Below are 16,601 nucleotides of genomic sequence, written 5' to 3'. Positions count from 1 at the left end.
CTAGACAAGGACGTCCACTCATGAGTGACTACATCATCGCCCTCGACCAGGGCACCACCTCCAGCCGCGCGATCGTCTTCGACAAGAAGGGCTCGATCATCTCCGTCGGCCAGAAGGAGCACGAGCAGATCATGCCGCGCGCCGGCTGGGTCGAGCACGACCCGATCGAGATCCGCGACAACATGCGCGAGGTCATCGGCATCGCGCTCGGCCGTGCGAACCTGACACGGCACGACATCGCCGCGGTCGGCATCACGAACCAGCGTGAGACCGCCGTCGTGTGGGACAAGAACACCGGCATCCCGGTGTACAACGCGATCGTCTGGCAGGACACGCGCACCCAGCCCATCGTCGACCGGCTCGCGGGCGACGCGGGAGTCGAGCGCTACAAGGACATCGTGGGCCTGCCGCTGGCCACGTACTTCTCGGGCACGAAGATCGTCTGGATCCTCGAGAACGTCGAGGGGGCGCGCGAGAAGGCCGAAGCCGGTGACCTGATCTTCGGCACGACCGACACGTGGGTGCTCTGGAACCTCACCGGCGGACCCGACGGCGGCGTGCACGCGACCGACGTCACGAACGCCTCGCGCACGCTCTTCATGGATCTGAAGACGCTCGAGTGGCGCGACGACATCCTCGCCGACTTCGGTGTGCCGCGCTCGATGATGCCCGAGATCCGCTCCTCCAGCGAGGTCTACGGCGAGGCGCGCGACACCTCGCTGCTGCGCGAGACCCCGGTGGCCGGTATCCTCGGCGACCAGCAGGCGGCGACCTTCGGTCAGGCCGCGTTCGACGCGGGCGAGAGCAAGAACACGTACGGCACGGGCAACTTCCTCATCTTCCAGACGGGGACCGAGATCGTGAAGAGCGAGAACGGCCTGCTCACGACCGTCGGCTACAAGCTGGGCGACGGGCCCGCGCACTACGCGCTCGAGGGATCGATCGCCGTCACCGGATCGCTGATCCAGTGGTTGCGCGACCAGCTGGGCATCATCTCCTCCGCCCCCGAGGTGGAGGAGCTCGCCGCCAAGGTCGAGGACAACGGCGGCGTGTACTTCGTCCCGGCATTCTCGGGCCTGTTCGCGCCGTACTGGCGTCCCGACGCCCGCGGCGCGATCGTCGGTCTCACCCGCTTCGCGAACCGCAACCACATCGCCCGTGCCGCGCTGGAGGCCACGGCCTTCCAGACGCGCGAGGTGCTGGATGCCGTCAACGCGGACTCGGGTGTGGACCTCACCGAGCTGAAGGTCGACGGCGGCATGATCGCCAACGACACGCTCATGCAGTTCCAGGCCGACATCCTCGGTGTGCCGGTCGTCCGCCCCGTCGTCGCCGAGACGACGGCGCTCGGCGCGGCGTATGCGGCGGGACTCGCGGTCGGCTTCTGGAACGACCTCGACGAGCTGCGGGCGAACTGGCAGGAGGACAAGCGCTGGACGCCGAACGACGACGTCGCCGAGCGCGAGCGTCAGCTGCGCCTCTGGAAGCAGGCCGTCCAGAAGTCGATGGACTGGGTCAACGAGGACGTGCGCTGACCTGACGCACACCGCGGACGCGCGGCATCCATCCGGGGGGAAGGATGCCGCGCGTTCGCGCGGCGGGTCGTCACCCGACCCGAGAGTCACCGCCCGATCCGCGAGTCACCACGCGTTTCGCGAGTCACCACGCGTTTCGCGAGTCACCACGCGTTTCGCGAGTCACGACGCGTTTCGCGCAAAAGCTACGGCGATTCGAAGCACGAGTGGTTATTCGCGGGTGGATGCCACGCACTCGACCGAGCAGCGGATCGGCCTCGTCGAACATCAGCGGGTGGGTTATGGGGTCATCCTGCCGCGCCGTCACGTCGCGTACCAGAGGTCTCGGTAGTACGCGAGACGCTCGCTGTCGGGGGCGATGCCGTACGCGTCGATGAGCGTGCGCTCCCACCCGGGTCCGCAGTTCCGCGTCGTGCTCATCGCGGCGACGGCGATGTCAGCCCAGCGGTCGGCGACGCCGAGCGCGCCGAGGTCGACGTGCGCGAGCACGCGGCCGTCGACATCCACGATCCGCGTCGGGAGGGACCAGTCGAAGGGGCAGTCGTCGACGGGGAGGGCCTCGTGCAGCGCGCGCGGACCCGGGCGGGAACGGCCAGATCCGCGGAGGGGGTGCTCACGCGGCGTCCGTGAGGAGGTGCTGCAGGATGACGGCCTGATTGTGCTGCTCGTCATGGGCGGCGTACAGGAGGGTTGTCGTCGTGTGGTCCGCGACGGTGCGACTCAGCTCGTCGAGCGCCGGCGCGCCGGCGAGCTCGGCGCGGTAGTGGTCGGCGAAATCGGGCCACGGCAGGCCCCCGTGATGGAACGCCGTCCGCAGCGCGTCGGACGGTGCGACGTCCTTCTCCCACAGGTCGATCGCGGCGCGCTCCTTCGACAGCCCGCGCGGCCAGAGCCGGTCGACGAGCACACGGAAGCCGTCGTCGGGCGCTGGCGGTTCGTACACGCGCTTGATCCTCACGTCCATGCGCTCCAGTCAACGCGGTATCGGACGGCGGCGCCACCCCCTCCATGCTGTGGGACTGGGTGTCTGTGCTTTTGGTACTCGATCCCATCGCCTAGGCTGGACGAGGAGTTCGAAGGAGAGCACACATGGACATCAGCGGAGCATCGGCCCTCGTCACCGGTGGCGCGAGCGGACTCGGGTTCGCGACCGCCCGCCGTCTCGCCGACGCCAGAGCGCACGTCGTCATCGTCGACCTGCCCACATCTCCCGGAGCCGACCGCGCGGCCGAGATCGGGGGCACGTTCGCCCCCGCCGACGTGACCGACCCGGGCCAGGTCGCCGCCGCCGTCGCCACCGCGGGCGAGCACGGCCCCCTCCGCGTCGTCGTCAACTGCGCCGGCATCGCCCCGCCCGCGAAGGTGCTCGACCGCGAGGGGGCGCCCACCGACCTCGCCCACTTCGAGAAGATCGTCCGTGTCAACCTCATCGGCACGTACAACGTCATCTCCCAGGCATCCGCCGCCATCGCGAAGACCGAGCCGACCGACGGCGGCGACCGCGGCGTCATCGTCAACACCGCATCCGTCGCCGCGTTCGACGGCCAGATCGGGCAGCCGGCCTACTCGGCATCCAAGGGCGGGGTGCACGCCATGACGCTGCCGATCGCGCGCGAGCTCGCCCGTTACAGCATCCGCGTCTGCACGATCGCCCCCGGCATCATGGAGACCCCGATGCTCGCGGGCCTGCCCGAAGCGGCCCAGCAGAGCCTCGGCCAGCAGGTGCCCTACCCGCAGCGGCTCGGGCGGACTGACGAGTACGCCTCGCTCGCGCTCGAGATCGTCCGCAACGGCTACCTCAACGGCGAGACCATCCGCCTCGACGGCGCGATCCGTATGGCGCCGAAGTGAGCCCGGCCGGTCGGCCCGCCGCCGCGTACCGTCCTCAGTCTGCGCGACGCGCTGCAGGCAGGGCGGCAGCGGAACCCCGCGGGCGTGGCAGCGTGGCCGTTTCGACCGGACTGAATACAGTACGCCCGACGAAGGAGACCCGCCCATGACCGACTCGATTCTGTACACCCGCGAGGGCGCGCTCGCGCGCGTCACCTTCAACCGTCCCGCCTCGCTCAACGCGATGGGGTTCGAGATGGGACGCCGCTGGCGCGATATCGCCCACGAGATCACGTCCGACGACACCGTCGGGGCGGTGCTGATGGATGCCGCGGGCCCGGCCTTCTGCGCGGGCGGCGACGTCATCGAGATGTCGACCTCGGGGGCCTCGGGCGCCGATGTGACGGAGATGGCGGGCATCATCCACGACGGCATCCGCACGTTCGTCGAAGCCGACAAGCCCGTCGTCGCCGCGGTGCAGGGCGCCGTCGCCGGGGGCGGCCTGGGCCTCATGCTCACGGCCGACTACATCGTCGCGGGGCCCCGCGCCATGTTCGTCAGCCGCTACGCGAACATCGGTCTGAGCCCCGACCTCGGCGTCTCGACGCTGCTGCCCGCGGCGATCGGGCAGACCCGGGCGCTGCGCCTCCTGCTGCAGGACGAGACGGTCGATGCCGAGACCGCGCTCGACTGGGGGCTCGTGACCGAGCTCTCCGCCGACCCCGGCGCCCGCGCGGGCGAGGTCGCGTCGTTCTGGCTCGAGAACGCGACGGCGGCGTTCGGGCAGGCCAAGCGCCTCATCCGGGCGGGTGCGCGCCGCGCCTTCGCCGACAACCTCTCCGACGAGGCGCAGACGATCGGCGCGCGATTCGACACCCCCGACGCGGCCGCGCGCGTGGCCGCGTTCGCCCAGGCATCCCGCAAGAGCTCACAGACCTGACCGCCGCATGTCCCAGAAACGGTCGAGATCGGATGCCTGAAACGACCTCTTCTGGGACGACACCCGCCCCGAGTGGGACACGGACAACGCACGCCCCGAGTGGGACACGAAGGAGACAGACATGGCTGACGCAAGCCTCGCCGGCAAGACCATCCTCATGTCCGGCGGCAGCCGCGGCATCGGCCTCGCCATCGCACTGCGGGCCGCGCGCGACGGCGCCAACATCGCCCTCATGGCCAAGACCGACACTCCGCACCCCAAGCTCGACGGCACCGTGCACAGCGCCGCGGCCGAGATCGAGGCGGCCGGTGGGCGGGCACTGCCGATCGTCGGCGACGTGCGCAACGACGATGACATCACCGCGGCGGTGCTGAAGACCCACGGCGAGTTCGGGGGCATCGACATCGTCGTGAACAACGCCTCGGTGATCGATCTGTCGGGCTCGCTCGAGCTCGCCGCGAAGAAGTACGACCTCATGCAGGACGTCAACGTGCGCGGCACGTTCATGCTCAGCCGTGCCGCCGTGCCGATTCTGAAGGATGCCGAGAACCCGCACATCCTGTCGCTGTCGCCGCCCCTGAACATCACGCCGCGCTGGCTGGGTGCGCACACCGGCTACACCCTCGCCAAGTACGGGATGACGATGGCGACGCTGGGGATGGCGGCGGAGTTCGCGAAGGACGGCATCGCCGCCAATACCCTGTGGCCCGAGACGACGATCGCCACGGCCGCCGTGCAGTTCGCCCTCGGCGGCGACCGGATGATGAAGGTCAGCCGCACTCCCGAGGTCTACGCCGACGCGGCGTACGAAGTGCTCACCCGTCCGGCGCGGGAGTACACCGGTCAGACGCTCATCGTCGAGCAGGTGCTGCGCGATGCCGGGGTGACGGATTTCTCCCGCTATGCGGCGACACCCGGCACGCCCGACCACGAGCTGTTCCCCGACATCTTCCTCTGAGCCCTGCGTTTCGACTCGTCGCTGCGCCCCTCTGCGTTTCGACTCGTCGCTGCGCTCCTCGCTCAACGACCCGGGAGAGGTACCCCGGTCAGATCAGGCCGAGGCGCGTCAGGGCGTTGCTGACGCCGTCCTCCAGCACGCCGGTGGTGACCATGTCGGTCATCGCCTGCAGTTCGGGATCGGCACCGCCCATCGCGACCGACGTGCCGACGACCTCGAACATCTCGACGTCGTTCCAGCTATCGCCGATGCCGATGGCGTCGGCGGCATCCATCCCCAGCACGGCGAGCACCTCGGTGATCGCCGCGCCCTTGTTGACGCCCTGCTGGCAGATCTCGCCGTTCGAGCCGCCGGGCAGCGGGATGGAACCGGGGATCACGTGGAACTGCGGCCCCAGCTCGTCGGCGGCGCGGGTGAGCGTGTCGCTGGCCGTGCTGAGGAAGGTCGCCTTGACCACGGCATCGAGGTCGACCTCGTCGAGCGGCCGGTAGTGGTTGAGGAGCGCGACGTCCTCCGAGGCGGCGGCCGCCGCGCGTTCGTCGACCGGGGGGTGGGTTCGCACGAAGCGGCGGGCGTGATCGAGCACGCCGGGGCTGACGTAGACGGTGCCGTCGGTCTGCAGGAAGTAGTGTGCACCGTGCTCTTCGAAGTACGCGATCATCCGGTCGACGAGGGGGCGCGGCATGAGGTGCGCGACGATCTGCTCGTCGCCGCGGACGGCGAAGGCGCCGCCGTTGGTGATGGCGCCGTCGACGGGGATGGCGCGCACCTTTGGGTTGATGTCCCCGGCCGAGCGACCCGTGCACAGGTACACCAGGTGACCGTTCGCGCGCGCGGCGGCGATCGCGACCGGCGTCGAGGCCGACATCTGGGCCCCGTGTTCGAGGATCGTCCCGTCGATGTCGATGAAGATGATGCGGCGGCGGGACGGGGATATCGACGAGGAGCTCACGGCATCCATTCTCCCCGGTGCGCCTGAACGTCCGGTGTCGCGACCGTCGCCGGCCCGAACCTCAGTGCTTCGGCCCGGTGACGAGCAGGATGCCGCCGAGCCCGATCATCATTCCACCCCCGGTCGCGGTCAGCCGCTCGATGCGCTTCGGTGAGCGCGCGAACCACACGCGCGCCGCCGCGGCGGCGAGCACCCACATCGAATCGGACACGACCGCGAGCAGCGCGAACACCAGGCCGAGCTCGAGGAGCTGCAGCGGCACCGCGCCGGCCTTCAGATCGACGAACTGCGGCAGCACCGCGACGAAGAAGGCGAGCGTCTTCGGATTGGTGACACCCACGACGAAGCCCTGCCAGAGCTGACGGGCGTGCTCGTGCCCCGACTCGTCGATGGCGATCACGACGTTGTTGTTGAGCACCTTGTGCACCGGGACGGCGTGCGACGCGGGGGTGCGCCGAGCGGATGCCGCGGCGTCGGGGGTGCTCATGCTGAGAAGTCTAGAAGTCGCGCGCAGCCAGGTGACCCGCGCCCGCCACTCATCCAGGCGGCCTCGGTACCCTGGAGTCATGACCGAGCCGAACGCCGTGCGCACCACCCGTCCCCGTCAGGTGCGCCCTCGCGCGGAAGGCTGGACCCAGCGGCTCGACACCGACGGCAAGCCCCTGCTGCAGTTCGCCGCACCCAAACGGGGGATGCCGCCCGTGCACCTGGCCGACCTGACGCCCGAGCAGCGCGTGGAGAAGGTCAAGGATTTGGGGCTGCCGGGGTTCCGGGCGAAGCAGGTCGAGAAGCACTACTTCCAGCACTACACGTCGGATCCCGCCGCTATGACCGACCTCCCGGCATCCGGTAGGGAGGAGCTCGTCGCGGGCCTGCTGCCCCACCTGCTCACCGAGGTGCGACGGCTGGAGACCGACCGCGGCGACACGATCAAGTTCCTCTGGAAGCTGCACGACGGCGCGCTCGTCGAATCGGTGCTCATGCGCTACCCCGGTCGCATCACGCTGTGCGTGTCGAGCCAGGCCGGCTGCGGCATGAACTGTCCGTTCTGCGCAACCGGTCAGGCGGGGCTCACCCGCAACATGTCGGCGGCGGAGATCATCGAGCAGGTCGTCCGGGCGAACGCGGCGATCCGTGCCGGTGAGCTGGGCCCCGCCGAGCACGCCGACGAGCGCGTCACCAACATCGTCTTCATGGGGATGGGGGAGCCCCTCGCCAACTACAACCGGGTGATGCAGGCCGTCCGCACGATGGTCGACAAGGATCACGGGCTCGGGATGAGCGCGCGCGGCGTCACGGTGTCGACCGTGGGCCTCGTGCCGGCGATCAACAAGCTCGCCGCCGAGGACATCCCGGTGACGTTCGCGCTGTCTCTCCACGCCCCCGACGATCAGCTTCGCGACGAGATGATCCCGATCAACTCGCGCTGGAAGGTCGATGAGGCGTTGGATGCCGCGCGCGGCTACTTCGAGAAGACGGGTCGCCGGGTCTCGATCGAGTACGCGCTCATCAAGGACATGAACGACCACGCGTGGCGAGCCGATCTGCTCGCCACCAAGCTCAACGAGCGCGGCCGCGGCTGGGTGCACGTGAACCCAATTCCGCTGAACCCGACGCCGGGCTCGGTGTGGACCGCGTCCGACAAGGATGTGCAGCGCGAGTTCGTGCGCCGCCTCAACGAGGCCGGCATCCCGACGACCCTCCGCGACACCCGCGGCAAGGAGATCGACGGCGCGTGCGGCCAGCTCGTCGCCACCGAGGAAGATCGCGCCGTCGCGGCATCCGTTCCCGTCGACTGACCCGGCGGGCCGCGCCGCGCGCGCTGCCCTCGCGCTGCCCGAACTGCAAGGCCGACTGCCCGACACGCCGGTGCGGGGTGGCCAGTGGCGGCGTGTCGCCCGGCATCCCTTGCAGTTCGGTTCGAGGGGGATGGCGCCCACGCCGGCGGCGGATGCCGAGACCGCACCATCCTGTCAAGCCTGACCCCGCCCATAGGCGGCGGCAGTAGCGTGGAGGAATGGTCAATTATCGCTATCTCGGCAACAGCGGCTTCAAGGTTTCGGAGATCACCTACGGCAACTGGGTGACCCACGCCTCCCAGGTGGAGAACGACGCCGCCATCGCCACCGTGCACAAGGCGCTGGATCTCGGCATCACGTCGTTCGACACCGCCGACACCTACGCCAACACGGCCGCCGAGGTCGTGCTCGGGGAGGCGCTCAAGGGCCTCGAACGCACCGACTACGAGGTCTTCACCAAGGTCTACTGGCCCATCGGCAAGAAGGGACCGAACGACCAGGGTCTCTCGCGCAAGCACATCTTCGACGGCATCCACGGGTCGCTGCGCCGCCTGAACGTCGACTACGTCGACCTGTACCAGGCGCACCGCTACGACTACGAGACCCCGCTCGAAGAGACGATGCAGGCCTTCGCCGACATCGTCCGCCAGGGCAAGGCCCTCTACATCGGCGTCAGCGAGTGGACGGCCGAGCAGCTGCGCGAGGGCGCCGCACTCGCCAAGGAGCTGAACTTCCAGCTCGTGAGCAACCAGCCGCAGTACTCGGCGCTCTGGCGCGTCATCGAGGGCAAGGTCGTGCCGACCTCCGAGGAGCTCGGCATCTCGCAGATCGTCTGGTCGCCGATGGCGCAGGGCGTGCTCAGCGGCAAGTACCTGCCCGGTCAGCCCGTTCCCGAGGGCTCGCGGGCGACCGACGAGAAGAGCGGGGCGAACTTCATCAAGCGCTTCCTGCAGGACGACACGCTCGCCGCCGTGCAGAAGCTCAAGCCGATCGCCGAGCAGGCGGGCCTCACCATGCCGCAGCTGGCGATCGCGTGGGTGCTGCAGAACCCGAACGTCTCGGCGGCGCTCGTGGGCGCCTCGCGCCCCGAGCAGCTCGAGGACTCGGTCAAGGCGTCCGGCGTCGTCCTCGATGCCGAGGTGATGTCGGCGATCGATGAGGCCCTCGCCCCCGCCGCGGTCACCGACCCCGAAGAGACCTACACGGTCTCGCCCGCCTCGCGTCCGCTCTGAGCGCTCTCACGATGAGAGACGTCGTCTGACGATGGTCACGACGAGCGCCGGCATCCTGCTGTACCGGACCGATCCGGACGGCACGGTGTCGGCGCTCGTCGCACATATGGGCGGTCCGTTCTGGGCGCGCAAGGACGAGGGGGCCTGGTCGATCCCCAAGGGCGAGTTCGATCCGCAGGTGGAGGCGGCGAGGGATGCCGCGGCGCGCGAGTTCCGCGAAGAGCTCGGCGTCGACCCGCCCGAGGTCCCCTACGTCGAGCTCGGCACCTTCGCGTACTCTTCGGGGGCGAAGTCCGTCACGGTGTTCTGTGGCGACGGCACGGGATTCCTCGCCTCCGATGTCGACCGCGCCGCGCTCGTGTTCGGCGCGTTCGAGATGGAGTGGCCGCCGCGGTCGGGACGCCGTCAGAGCTTTCCCGAGATCGACCGCGTGGCCTGGATGCCGCTCGCAGAAGCCCGCCCCCGACTGGTCGCCGGGCAGCGGCCGGCGCTGGACGCGTGTGAACGGTTGATGCGCAAGATGTGACCCTCTTGCGGGCGCACCCCCGGTGGCGAAGACTGTGCGCGACGAAGGGGGCACTCATGGCACACGGCGACATCACGCATATCGACATCCCGGTCGCGGATCTTGCGCAGGCCGCGGCGTTCTACTCCGAGCTGTTCGGCTGGCAGATCGCGGAGCCGCCGGGCTTCGAGGGCTCCCCGATGTGGTCGGCCCCCAACGGCATCAGCGGCGGCGGACTCGCCCCGCGCAGCGAGGGGTTCACCCAGCCGCGTTCGTACGTCGAGGTCGATTCGATCGACGACACCATTGCCAAGGCCGAGGCCGCCGGGGCGACGGTCGTCATGGGCAAGCAGCCGATCACGGCGAAGAGCTGGTGGGCAGTGCTCGCCGACCCCGACGGCAACCACATCGGCCTGTTCGAGGGGACGACCCAGGACTAGCGCTTCTTCTTCGGCGCTGCTGACACGTCGAGCTGAGGGTGCAGGCCGCCCAGCGACGACCACGCACTCGCGGTGCCCTTCGCGGCGTGCTCGGCGCCGCGGACGGCGCGTTCGTCGGCCCATTCGTTCAGGACGTGTCCGCGGTGGCCGCGCACGTGCTCGAGTACCACGTCGGGCAGTCCCGCCGCGCGACGGGCGTCGCGGGCGACGATGAGCTGTTCGAGCAGGTCGCGATTCTTCGTCGGCGCACCCGTCGAGGTTTTCCACCCGCGTCGACGATGTCCGTCCATCCAGGAGGAGTACGTGTCGATCGCGTACTTCGAGTCGGCCTGCACGACGAGATGTGCGACGTCCGCGTGGTCTTCGATCGCCTTCAGCAGCCCCATGAGCTCACCGATGTTGTTGGTGCCCACCGGGATCGCGCCCGCCGCCCAGTGACCGTCCTCGCCGACCCACGCCCAGCCGGTCGGCCCCGGATTGCCCTTGCAGGCGCCGTCGGTGGCCACGGTGTACGTGTCGGGGGAGTCGGTCGCGGATGTCACCGTTCGACGGTACTCGATGGGGCAGGCGGCGGATGCCGTGCGGCGCGCCCTGGCTCCTCTCCTATGCTGACGACATGACCGGTGTGCGCGTGACGACGCAGTTGGACGAGATCGACCTGGACGTCGTGCATCGCTGGCTCTCGGAGGAGGCGTACTGGGCGCTCGGGCGCAGCCGTGAGCTCGTCGAACGCGCCGCTCGGGCGTCGCTGAACTTCGGGGCGTTGGATGCCGACGGCATACTCGTCGGCTACGCGCGCGTCGTCACCGATGCCGCGACGTTCGCGTGGGTGTGCGACGTGTTCGTCACGCCGTCCGCGCGCGGGTGCCGCTGCCGAATCCCGAATGGCTGATGGTTCTGGGGGACTGGTTTTCCGCGCCGGACTGCCGTTTTCGGCGGCTCACCGGCGAGCGGGGAATGTCGGGGGTTGCCGGTAGCGTCGGGGTTATGAAGGTCGTCGACGGAGGTTCTTCCCCGGGTGTCCCGGGTCGGTGGGATGCCGTCGAGGACGAGGTGTTTCCGTGTGATCCGGGGTGGGTTGCGCCCGATGCGGTGGACCTGGTCTGTGATGCGGATGCGATGGTCGCGGTGTTCGCCGCGGAACGCTATCGACGGGTCGCCGCGTACCGGCGAGAAGCTCTCGCAGGCGCTGCTGGTCGCGGTCGGGGTCTGGTCGAGGTCGTGGAGCGGGCGATCCGCCTGGAACTCGCGGCAGCCTTACGGGTCACGGAGCATGCCGCGGGGGTGCTGCTCACGCAGGCGCAAGCCCTGGAGACCCGGTACCCGGCGGTGTTGGACGCCCTGGGGGCGGCGCGGGTGACGGAACGGCACGTGCACGTGTTGATCGAACTGCTCGACCCCCTCACCCCGGCCGAGCGGGAAGCGGTCTACCCGCGGGCGTTGGTGCTGGCGGAGGCGGAACCGGTCGGCACGTTCCGTCGGCGGGTGCGGGCGCTGATCGATCAGGTCCGCACCGAAACCCTCCCCGAACGCCACGAACGGGCGCTGCAGGATCGGCGCGTGTTCGTGGAACCCGCCGACGACGGCATGGCCTGGCTGACCGCGTACCTGCCCGCGGTTGAGGCGCACGCCATCCGGGGACGGCTCACCGCGATCGCGAAGGCGGTGACCGACGCTGGCGGCGATGATCGCACGCTGGATCAGGCGCGCGCAGACGTGTTCGGCGACCTGCTGATCGACGGCACCTGCACCGCTCACCCGGACGCCGCCCGCGGCATCCGAGCCACCGTCGTCGTCACCGTTCCCGCCCTCGCCCTCCTCGACGCACCCACCGACGCGCTGAACTGCGGGGTCGCCGTCGTCGACGGTGTCGGGCCGATCCCGATCGACAAAGCCCGGGAGTTGTGTGGTGGGGCGGAGGGGTGGATGCGGATCCTCACCCACCCCGACACCGGCGCGGTCCTCTCCGTCGGACGCGAACGCTACCGACCACCCCCGGCTCTGCAGAAACTCGCCCGCTGGCGCGCCGCCCGCTGCATGGCCCCCGGCTGCGCGATACCCGCCGAACGGTGCGACCTCGACCACACCCTCGCCTGGGAACACGGCGGCCACACCACCCTCACCAACCTCGCACCCCTGTGCCGCGGACACCACACCCTCAAACACCACGGCGGCTGGCGCGTGCACCACCTCACCGACCCCACCCACAACGGCGCCCTCGAATGGATCTCCCCCTACGGACGCCGGTACGTGGTCGCGCCCGAACGAACCCTCCCCGTCTTCACCCGCTGACACGTGCTCGGCTCCGGCGGAGGTCGTGAGCCGAGAGAGACTGGGAGGATGACCTCACCGCGCTCCGTGCTCACTCTCGTCGGCGGTCCCACGGCGATCATCGAGTACGCCGGCATCCGCGTCCTCACGGATCCGACGTTCGACGAGCCGGGTGACTATCCGTCGGGATCGGTGACACTCCACAAGCTCACCGGCCCGGCCCGGACGGCCGACGAGGTCGGCGCGATCGACGTCGTGCTGCTCTCACACGACCAGCATCCCGACAACCTGGATGCCGCGGGTCGCGCGTTCCTGTCTCGCGCCGCAACCGTGCTCTCCACGCCCGCGGCGGCCTCGCGCATCGGGGGCATCCACGGCCTCGCGTCGTGGCAGTGCCACACCGTCGGCGGTGTCGAGATCATCGCCGTCCCCGCTCTCCACGGTCCGGCCGGCGCCGAGGAGCTTTCCGGCCCGGTGACGGGCTTCATCCTGCGCGCCGAGGGCGAGCCGGTCGTCTACGTCTCCGGCGACAATGCCGACAGCGCGCTCGTCGCCGAGATCGTCGAACGCATCGGCACGATCGACATCGCCGTCCTGTTCACCGGCGCCGCCAACGTCGGGCGGTTCGGCGACAGCGACCTCACCCTCAACGCCCGCACCGCCGTCGAGGCGGCACGGGCGTTGGGGGAGGCGATCATCGTTCCCGTGCATGCCGAGGGATGGCACCACTTCACCGAGACGATCGACCGCCTCGGACGTGAGTTCGGTGATCACCCCACGCCGGGCGCCTCGACGGCGGCCGTCTTCGACAGGCGCAGCCACGTCTCCACGACCGTGTCGGGGTTGAGCGAGACGGACTCGATCCCCTCCGCGACGAGCCATTCGGCGAGGTCGGGATGATCCGACGGGCCCTGTCCGCAGATGCCGACGTACTTCCCTGCCGCACGGCACGCGCTGATCGCCATCGACAGCAGGCGCAGCACGGCCGGATCGCGCTCATCGAACGTGGAGGCCACCAGTCCCGAGTCGCGATCGAGCCCGAGGGTCAGCTGGGTCATGTCGTTCGAGCCGATCGAGAACCCGTCGAAGAACTGCAGGAACTGATCCGCGAGCAGCGCGTTCGACGGCAGCTCGCACATCATGATGACCTTGAGGTGGTTCTCGCCGCGGCGCAGGCCATTCTCGGCGAGCAGCTCGACGACCGCATGGCCCTCGCCGACGGTGCGGACGAACGGCACCATGACCTGTACGTTCGTGAATCCCATCTCGTCGCGCACGAACCGCAGCGCCTCGCATTCCATGTCGAAGCACGCGCGGAAGTCGGGGGAGATGTACCGTGACGCGCCGCGGTAGCCCAGCATCGGGTTCTCCTCGTGCGGCTCGTACAGCTCGCCGCCGACGAGGTTGGCGTACTCGTTCGACTTGAAGTCGCTGAGTCGCACGATCACCGGCTCCGGCCAGAACGCCGCCGCGATCATCGACACGCCCTCCGCGACCCGCCGCACGAAGTAGTCGCGCGGCGCGTCGTAGGCGGCGGTCGCGTCGGCCACGCGGGCGCGCAGCTCGCCGTCCAGCGCGTCGAACTCCAGCAGCGCTCGCGGATGGATGCCGATCTGTCGATTGATGATGAACTCCAGCCGCGCCAGCCCGACACCGCGGTGAGGCAGCCGTGAGAACGAGAAGGCCTGATCGGGCGTGCCGACGTTCATCATGATCTTCACCGGCGCCTCCGGCATGGAATCCAGCCGGGTCACCTCCTCCTCGAACGGAAGGATGCCGCGGTACACGAACCCCGTGTCGCCCTCCGCGCACGAGACGGTGACCTCCTCTCCGTCCACGAGCGCGGCGGTGGCATCGCCCGTGCCGACGACGGCGGGAATGCCGAGCTCGCGCGCGATGATCGCGGCGTGGCACGTGCGACCGCCGCGATTGGTCACGATGGCACTCGCGCGCTTCATGATGGGCTCCCAATCGGGATCGGTCATGTCGGCGACGAGGACCTCGCCGGGCTGGAACTCGGTCATCTGGTCGAGACTGCGCAGCACCCGCACCGGTCCCGCGCCGATGCGCTGACCGATCGCCCGCCCGGCCGACGCGACCTCGCCGCGCGCGCCCAGCACGAAGCGGCGGATGACCCCGGCCTCCACCCGTGAGACGACCGTCTCGGGCCTGGCCTGCAGGATGTAGAGCCGTCCATCGATGCCGTCCTTGCCCCACTCGATGTCCATCGGCCGGCCGTAGTGCTCCTCGATGATCAGCGCCTGGCGTGCGAGCTCGACCAGGTCGGCGTCGTCGATCGAGAACCGTCGGCGCGCGGATGCCGGGACATCCTCGAACCTGGTCGACGCTCCCGCTTCGCGGGCATCGGTGTAGCGCATCGCGATGGCCTTCTCGCCGACCGAGCGCTTCAGCACCGCCGGGCGCCCTGCGCGCAGGGCCACCTTCGAGACGTAGAACTCGTCGGGGTTGACCGCGCCCTGCACGACGGCCTCGCCCAGTCCGTACGAACTCGTGATGAACACGGCATTCTCGAATCCCGACTCGGTGTCGACGGTGAACATGACGCCCGCCGCGCCCACGTCGGAGCGCACCATCTTCTGGATGCCGGCCGACAGGGCGACCTCGTCGTGGTCGAACCCGTGGTGAGCGCGGTACGCGATGGCGCGGTCGTTGTACAGCGACGCGAACACCGAGCGGATCGCGGCGAGCACGTTGTCGATGCCCGCGACGTTGAGGAAGGTCTCCTGCTGGCCGGCGAAGGAGGCGTCGGGGAGGTCTTCCGCGGTCGCCGAGGAGCGCACGGCGAAGGAGGCACCGGGGTGCTCCGCCGTCAGACGCTCGTACGCCGTCCGGATCGACGACTCCAGCGCGGGCGGGAACGGCTGCTCCTCGATCCACGCGCGGATCTGCGTCCCGGCGTGCGTCAGCGCGGCGACGTCCTCCACGTCGATCTCGGCGATGGCGGCGGCGATCCGCTCCCGCAGGCCGCCCTCCGCGAGGAACCCGCGGTACGCGTCCGCGGTCGTGGCGAACCCGCCGGGCACGCTCACCCCGAGGGAGGAGAGGTGGGAGACCATCTCGCCGAGCGACGCGTTCTTCCCGCCCACGGAGGGGAGGTCGGCCATGCCGAGCTGATCGAACCAGAGGATGCTGCTCATGTGTCGTGCCTTCCTGTCGGGCGGGGGTGCCGGGTGCGGGTGCGGAGGTGTCAGGTGCGGAGTTTGAGGGATTGCATGATCACCGCCGACATCTCCTCGACGCTCTTGGTCGATGAGTTCACGAACGGGATGTGCGTGCGCCGGTAGAGGTCCTCGGCACGGCGCAGCTCGAGCGTGCACTGGGCGAGGCTCGCGTAGGTCGAGTCGGGCCGCCGCTCGTGCCGCACCTGGCTGAGACGCAGCGGCGTCGTCGTGAGCCCGAAGCACCGGGCCGCGTACGGCGCGATCGCGCGGGGCAGGCCGTCGGTGGGGAAGTCATCGTCGGTGAGGGGGTAGTTCGCCACCAGCAGTCCGTACTGCAGCGCGAGGTACATCGTGGTCGGCGTCTTGCCGCACCGGGAGGGGGCGACGATCAGCACGTCCGCCTGGTCGAGGGCGCGAATGCTCTGACCGTCGTCGTGCTCGATGGCGTACTCGACCGCGCGCATCCGGGCGAAGTACTGCTCGGTGTCGCCGACCGTGTGGAACGAGCCGAGCTGCTCGGATGCCGTGGTGCCCAACGCCGCCTCGAGCTCTGTGAGGTGCCCGTTGAGCAGATCGATGTGGGTCGCGCGCGCCTCGCCGAGCACCTGCGCGACGGCCGGTGAGCGCACGGTGTGGAAGACGATCGGCTCCTTCCCGGCATCCGCCGCGCGGTCGATCTCGCGAGCGACGGCCGCGGCGCCCTCCGCCGAGTCGACGAACGGCACGGTGTGGTGGCGGAACGAGACGCCCGGGAAGTTGACCAGGAGGGCGCGCCCCAGGGTCTCCGCGGTGATCCCCGTCGAATCGGAGACGAAGTAGGCGGCACGGGGCGTCGTGGTCACGCGGGCTCCTCGTCGTCTCGGGGCGGCGGGTCGATCGATCGACCGGATTCTCCGAGGCTACGAAAGATGCGGCATCCCTCTGTGCTCCAAAGCGCGAAAGATCAGGCTTTCTTTA

15 protein-coding genes and 3 pseudogenes are annotated in these 16,601 nt (G+C 69.6%); 11 read left to right on the top strand and 7 right to left on the bottom strand.

Features of this window, described 5'->3' with window-relative positions; translation table 11 throughout:
- Positions 1-20 precede the first annotated feature (20 nt).
- Positions 21-1,535: a glycerol kinase GlpK gene (gene glpK, locus ABS64_RS01825; RefSeq protein ID WP_288121401.1), complete on the top strand. Its 1,515-nt coding sequence runs from the start codon at positions 21-23 to the stop codon at positions 1,533-1,535.
- 303 nt (positions 1,536-1,838) lie between these two features.
- On the opposite strand, the pseudogene ABS64_RS01820 reads toward glpK, so the two are convergent.
- Positions 1,839-2,114, bottom strand: a pseudogene (locus ABS64_RS01820) (aminoglycoside 3'-phosphotransferase); the annotation flags it as partial.
- Between the two features lie 34 nt (positions 2,115-2,148).
- Positions 2,149-2,478, bottom strand: coding sequence for a DUF488 family protein (locus ABS64_RS01815; RefSeq protein WP_353681708.1), 330 nt, complete (start codon positions 2,476-2,478; stop codon positions 2,149-2,151).
- A 146-nt stretch (positions 2,479-2,624) separates the two neighbouring features.
- Between ABS64_RS01815 and ABS64_RS01810 the strand changes: the two genes are divergently transcribed.
- The 3 genes from ABS64_RS01810 to ABS64_RS01800 all read left to right on the top strand — a co-directional run bounded on the left by ABS64_RS01810 (position 2,625) and on the right by ABS64_RS01800 (position 5,263).
- Positions 2,625-3,386: an SDR family NAD(P)-dependent oxidoreductase gene (locus tag ABS64_RS01810; protein ID WP_292680367.1), complete on the top strand. Its 762-nt coding sequence runs from the start codon at positions 2,625-2,627 to the stop codon at positions 3,384-3,386.
- A gap of 145 nt (positions 3,387-3,531) precedes the next feature.
- On the top strand, positions 3,532-4,305 hold the full coding sequence (locus ABS64_RS01805; RefSeq protein WP_292680366.1) for an enoyl-CoA hydratase/isomerase family protein: 774 nt from the start codon (positions 3,532-3,534) through the stop codon (positions 4,303-4,305).
- 121 nt (positions 4,306-4,426) lie between these two features.
- Positions 4,427-5,263 (top strand): NAD(P)-dependent oxidoreductase, encoded by an 837-nt coding sequence (locus tag ABS64_RS01800; RefSeq protein ID WP_292680364.1) that lies wholly within the window; start codon positions 4,427-4,429, stop codon positions 5,261-5,263.
- Between the two features lie 88 nt (positions 5,264-5,351).
- Here the strand turns inward: ABS64_RS01800 and ABS64_RS01795 are convergent, their stop codons facing one another.
- Positions 5,352-6,224 carry a Cof-type HAD-IIB family hydrolase gene (locus tag ABS64_RS01795; protein WP_292680362.1) on the bottom strand — a complete coding sequence of 291 codons (873 nt, stop codon included), beginning with the start codon at positions 6,222-6,224 and terminating at the stop codon, positions 5,352-5,354.
- A 52-nt stretch (positions 6,225-6,276) separates the two neighbouring features.
- Positions 6,277-6,579 (bottom strand): annotated as a pseudogene (locus tag ABS64_RS01790) (LysE family transporter); the annotation flags it as partial.
- A gap of 202 nt (positions 6,580-6,781) precedes the next feature.
- Between ABS64_RS01790 and rlmN the strand changes: the two are divergent.
- The 4 genes from rlmN to ABS64_RS01770 all read left to right on the top strand — a co-directional run bounded on the left by rlmN (position 6,782) and on the right by ABS64_RS01770 (position 10,191).
- Positions 6,782-8,014, top strand: coding sequence for a 23S rRNA (adenine(2503)-C(2))-methyltransferase RlmN (rlmN, locus tag ABS64_RS01785; RefSeq protein WP_292680360.1), 1,233 nt, complete (start codon positions 6,782-6,784; stop codon positions 8,012-8,014).
- A gap of 218 nt (positions 8,015-8,232) precedes the next feature.
- Positions 8,233-9,246 (top strand): aldo/keto reductase family protein, encoded by a 1,014-nt coding sequence (locus ABS64_RS01780; protein ID WP_292680358.1) that lies wholly within the window; start codon positions 8,233-8,235, stop codon positions 9,244-9,246.
- Between the two features lie 31 nt (positions 9,247-9,277).
- Positions 9,278-9,772 (top strand): NUDIX domain-containing protein, encoded by a 495-nt coding sequence (locus tag ABS64_RS01775; protein WP_005047824.1) that lies wholly within the window; start codon positions 9,278-9,280, stop codon positions 9,770-9,772.
- A gap of 56 nt (positions 9,773-9,828) precedes the next feature.
- The gene (locus ABS64_RS01770; RefSeq protein ID WP_036285634.1) at positions 9,829-10,191 is read left to right on the top strand and encodes a VOC family protein; all 363 of its coding nucleotides are present in this window, start codon (positions 9,829-9,831) and stop codon (positions 10,189-10,191) included.
- On the opposite strand, the gene ABS64_RS01765 is transcribed toward ABS64_RS01770, so the two are convergent.
- A complete protein-coding gene (locus tag ABS64_RS01765; protein WP_039416302.1) occupies positions 10,188-10,733 on the bottom strand; it encodes a ribonuclease H in 546 nt (181 codons plus the stop codon). The two genes, ABS64_RS01770 and ABS64_RS01765, sit on opposite strands and share 4 nt — an antisense overlap.
- Positions 10,734-10,807: 74 nt before the next feature.
- Between ABS64_RS01765 and ABS64_RS01760 the strand changes: the two genes are divergently transcribed.
- The 3 genes and pseudogenes from ABS64_RS01760 to ABS64_RS01750 all read left to right on the top strand — a co-directional run.
- Positions 10,808-11,083, top strand: coding sequence for a hypothetical protein (locus ABS64_RS01760; protein ID WP_292680354.1), 276 nt, complete (start codon positions 10,808-10,810; stop codon positions 11,081-11,083).
- A gap of 95 nt (positions 11,084-11,178) precedes the next feature.
- On the top strand, positions 11,179-12,483 hold the full coding sequence (locus tag ABS64_RS01755; RefSeq protein WP_292680353.1) for an HNH endonuclease signature motif containing protein: 1,305 nt from the start codon (positions 11,179-11,181) through the stop codon (positions 12,481-12,483).
- A gap of 48 nt (positions 12,484-12,531) precedes the next feature.
- Positions 12,532-13,161 (top strand): annotated as a pseudogene (locus ABS64_RS01750) (MBL fold metallo-hydrolase); the annotation flags it as partial.
- A 71-nt stretch (positions 13,162-13,232) separates the two neighbouring features.
- Here the strand turns inward: ABS64_RS01750 and ppsA are convergent.
- Together ppsA and ABS64_RS01740 are read right to left on the bottom strand one after the other, a co-directional pair.
- Positions 13,233-15,620 (bottom strand): phosphoenolpyruvate synthase, encoded by a 2,388-nt coding sequence (gene ppsA / locus ABS64_RS01745; RefSeq protein WP_292680352.1) that lies wholly within the window; start codon positions 15,618-15,620, stop codon positions 13,233-13,235.
- 50 nt (positions 15,621-15,670) lie between these two features.
- Positions 15,671-16,486, bottom strand: a complete 816-nt coding sequence (locus ABS64_RS01740) for a pyruvate, water dikinase regulatory protein (protein ID WP_005047812.1) — start codon at positions 16,484-16,486, stop codon at positions 15,671-15,673.
- Between the last annotated feature and the right edge of the window lie 115 nt (positions 16,487-16,601).

Source organism: Microbacterium sp. SCN 69-37, from assembly GCF_001724435.1.
GTDB classification, from domain to species: Bacteria; Actinomycetota; Actinomycetes; order Actinomycetales; family Microbacteriaceae; genus Microbacterium; species Microbacterium laevaniformans.
The sequence above is the reverse complement of the archived record's forward strand: the minus strand, read 5'-3'. Positions and strand labels throughout refer to the sequence as shown.

Bases quoted from the DNA above. Each gene is read 5' to 3' on its own strand.
- glpK (WP_288121401.1), top strand. From the start codon at position 21: ATGAGTGACTACATCATCGCCCTCGACCAGGGCACCACCTCCAGCCGC.
- ABS64_RS01810 (WP_292680367.1), top strand. From the start codon at position 2,625: ATGGACATCAGCGGAGCATCGGCCCTCGTCACCGGTGGCGCGAGCGGA.
- ABS64_RS01805 (WP_292680366.1), top strand. From the start codon at position 3,532: ATGACCGACTCGATTCTGTACACCCGCGAGGGCGCGCTCGCGCGCGTC.
- ABS64_RS01800 (WP_292680364.1), top strand. From the start codon at position 4,427: ATGGCTGACGCAAGCCTCGCCGGCAAGACCATCCTCATGTCCGGCGGC.
- ABS64_RS01795 (WP_292680362.1), bottom strand. From the start codon at position 6,224: ATGGATGCCGTGAGCTCCTCGTCGATATCCCCGTCCCGCCGCCGCATC.
- rlmN (WP_292680360.1), top strand. From the start codon at position 6,782: ATGACCGAGCCGAACGCCGTGCGCACCACCCGTCCCCGTCAGGTGCGC.
- ABS64_RS01780 (WP_292680358.1), top strand. From the start codon at position 8,233: ATGGTCAATTATCGCTATCTCGGCAACAGCGGCTTCAAGGTTTCGGAG.
- ABS64_RS01775 (WP_005047824.1), top strand. From the start codon at position 9,278: ATGGTCACGACGAGCGCCGGCATCCTGCTGTACCGGACCGATCCGGAC.
- ABS64_RS01770 (WP_036285634.1), top strand. From the start codon at position 9,829: ATGGCACACGGCGACATCACGCATATCGACATCCCGGTCGCGGATCTT.
- ABS64_RS01760 (WP_292680354.1), top strand. From the start codon at position 10,808: ATGACCGGTGTGCGCGTGACGACGCAGTTGGACGAGATCGACCTGGAC.
- ABS64_RS01755 (WP_292680353.1), top strand. From the start codon at position 11,179: ATGAAGGTCGTCGACGGAGGTTCTTCCCCGGGTGTCCCGGGTCGGTGG.
- ppsA (WP_292680352.1), bottom strand. From the start codon at position 15,620: ATGAGCAGCATCCTCTGGTTCGATCAGCTCGGCATGGCCGACCTCCCC.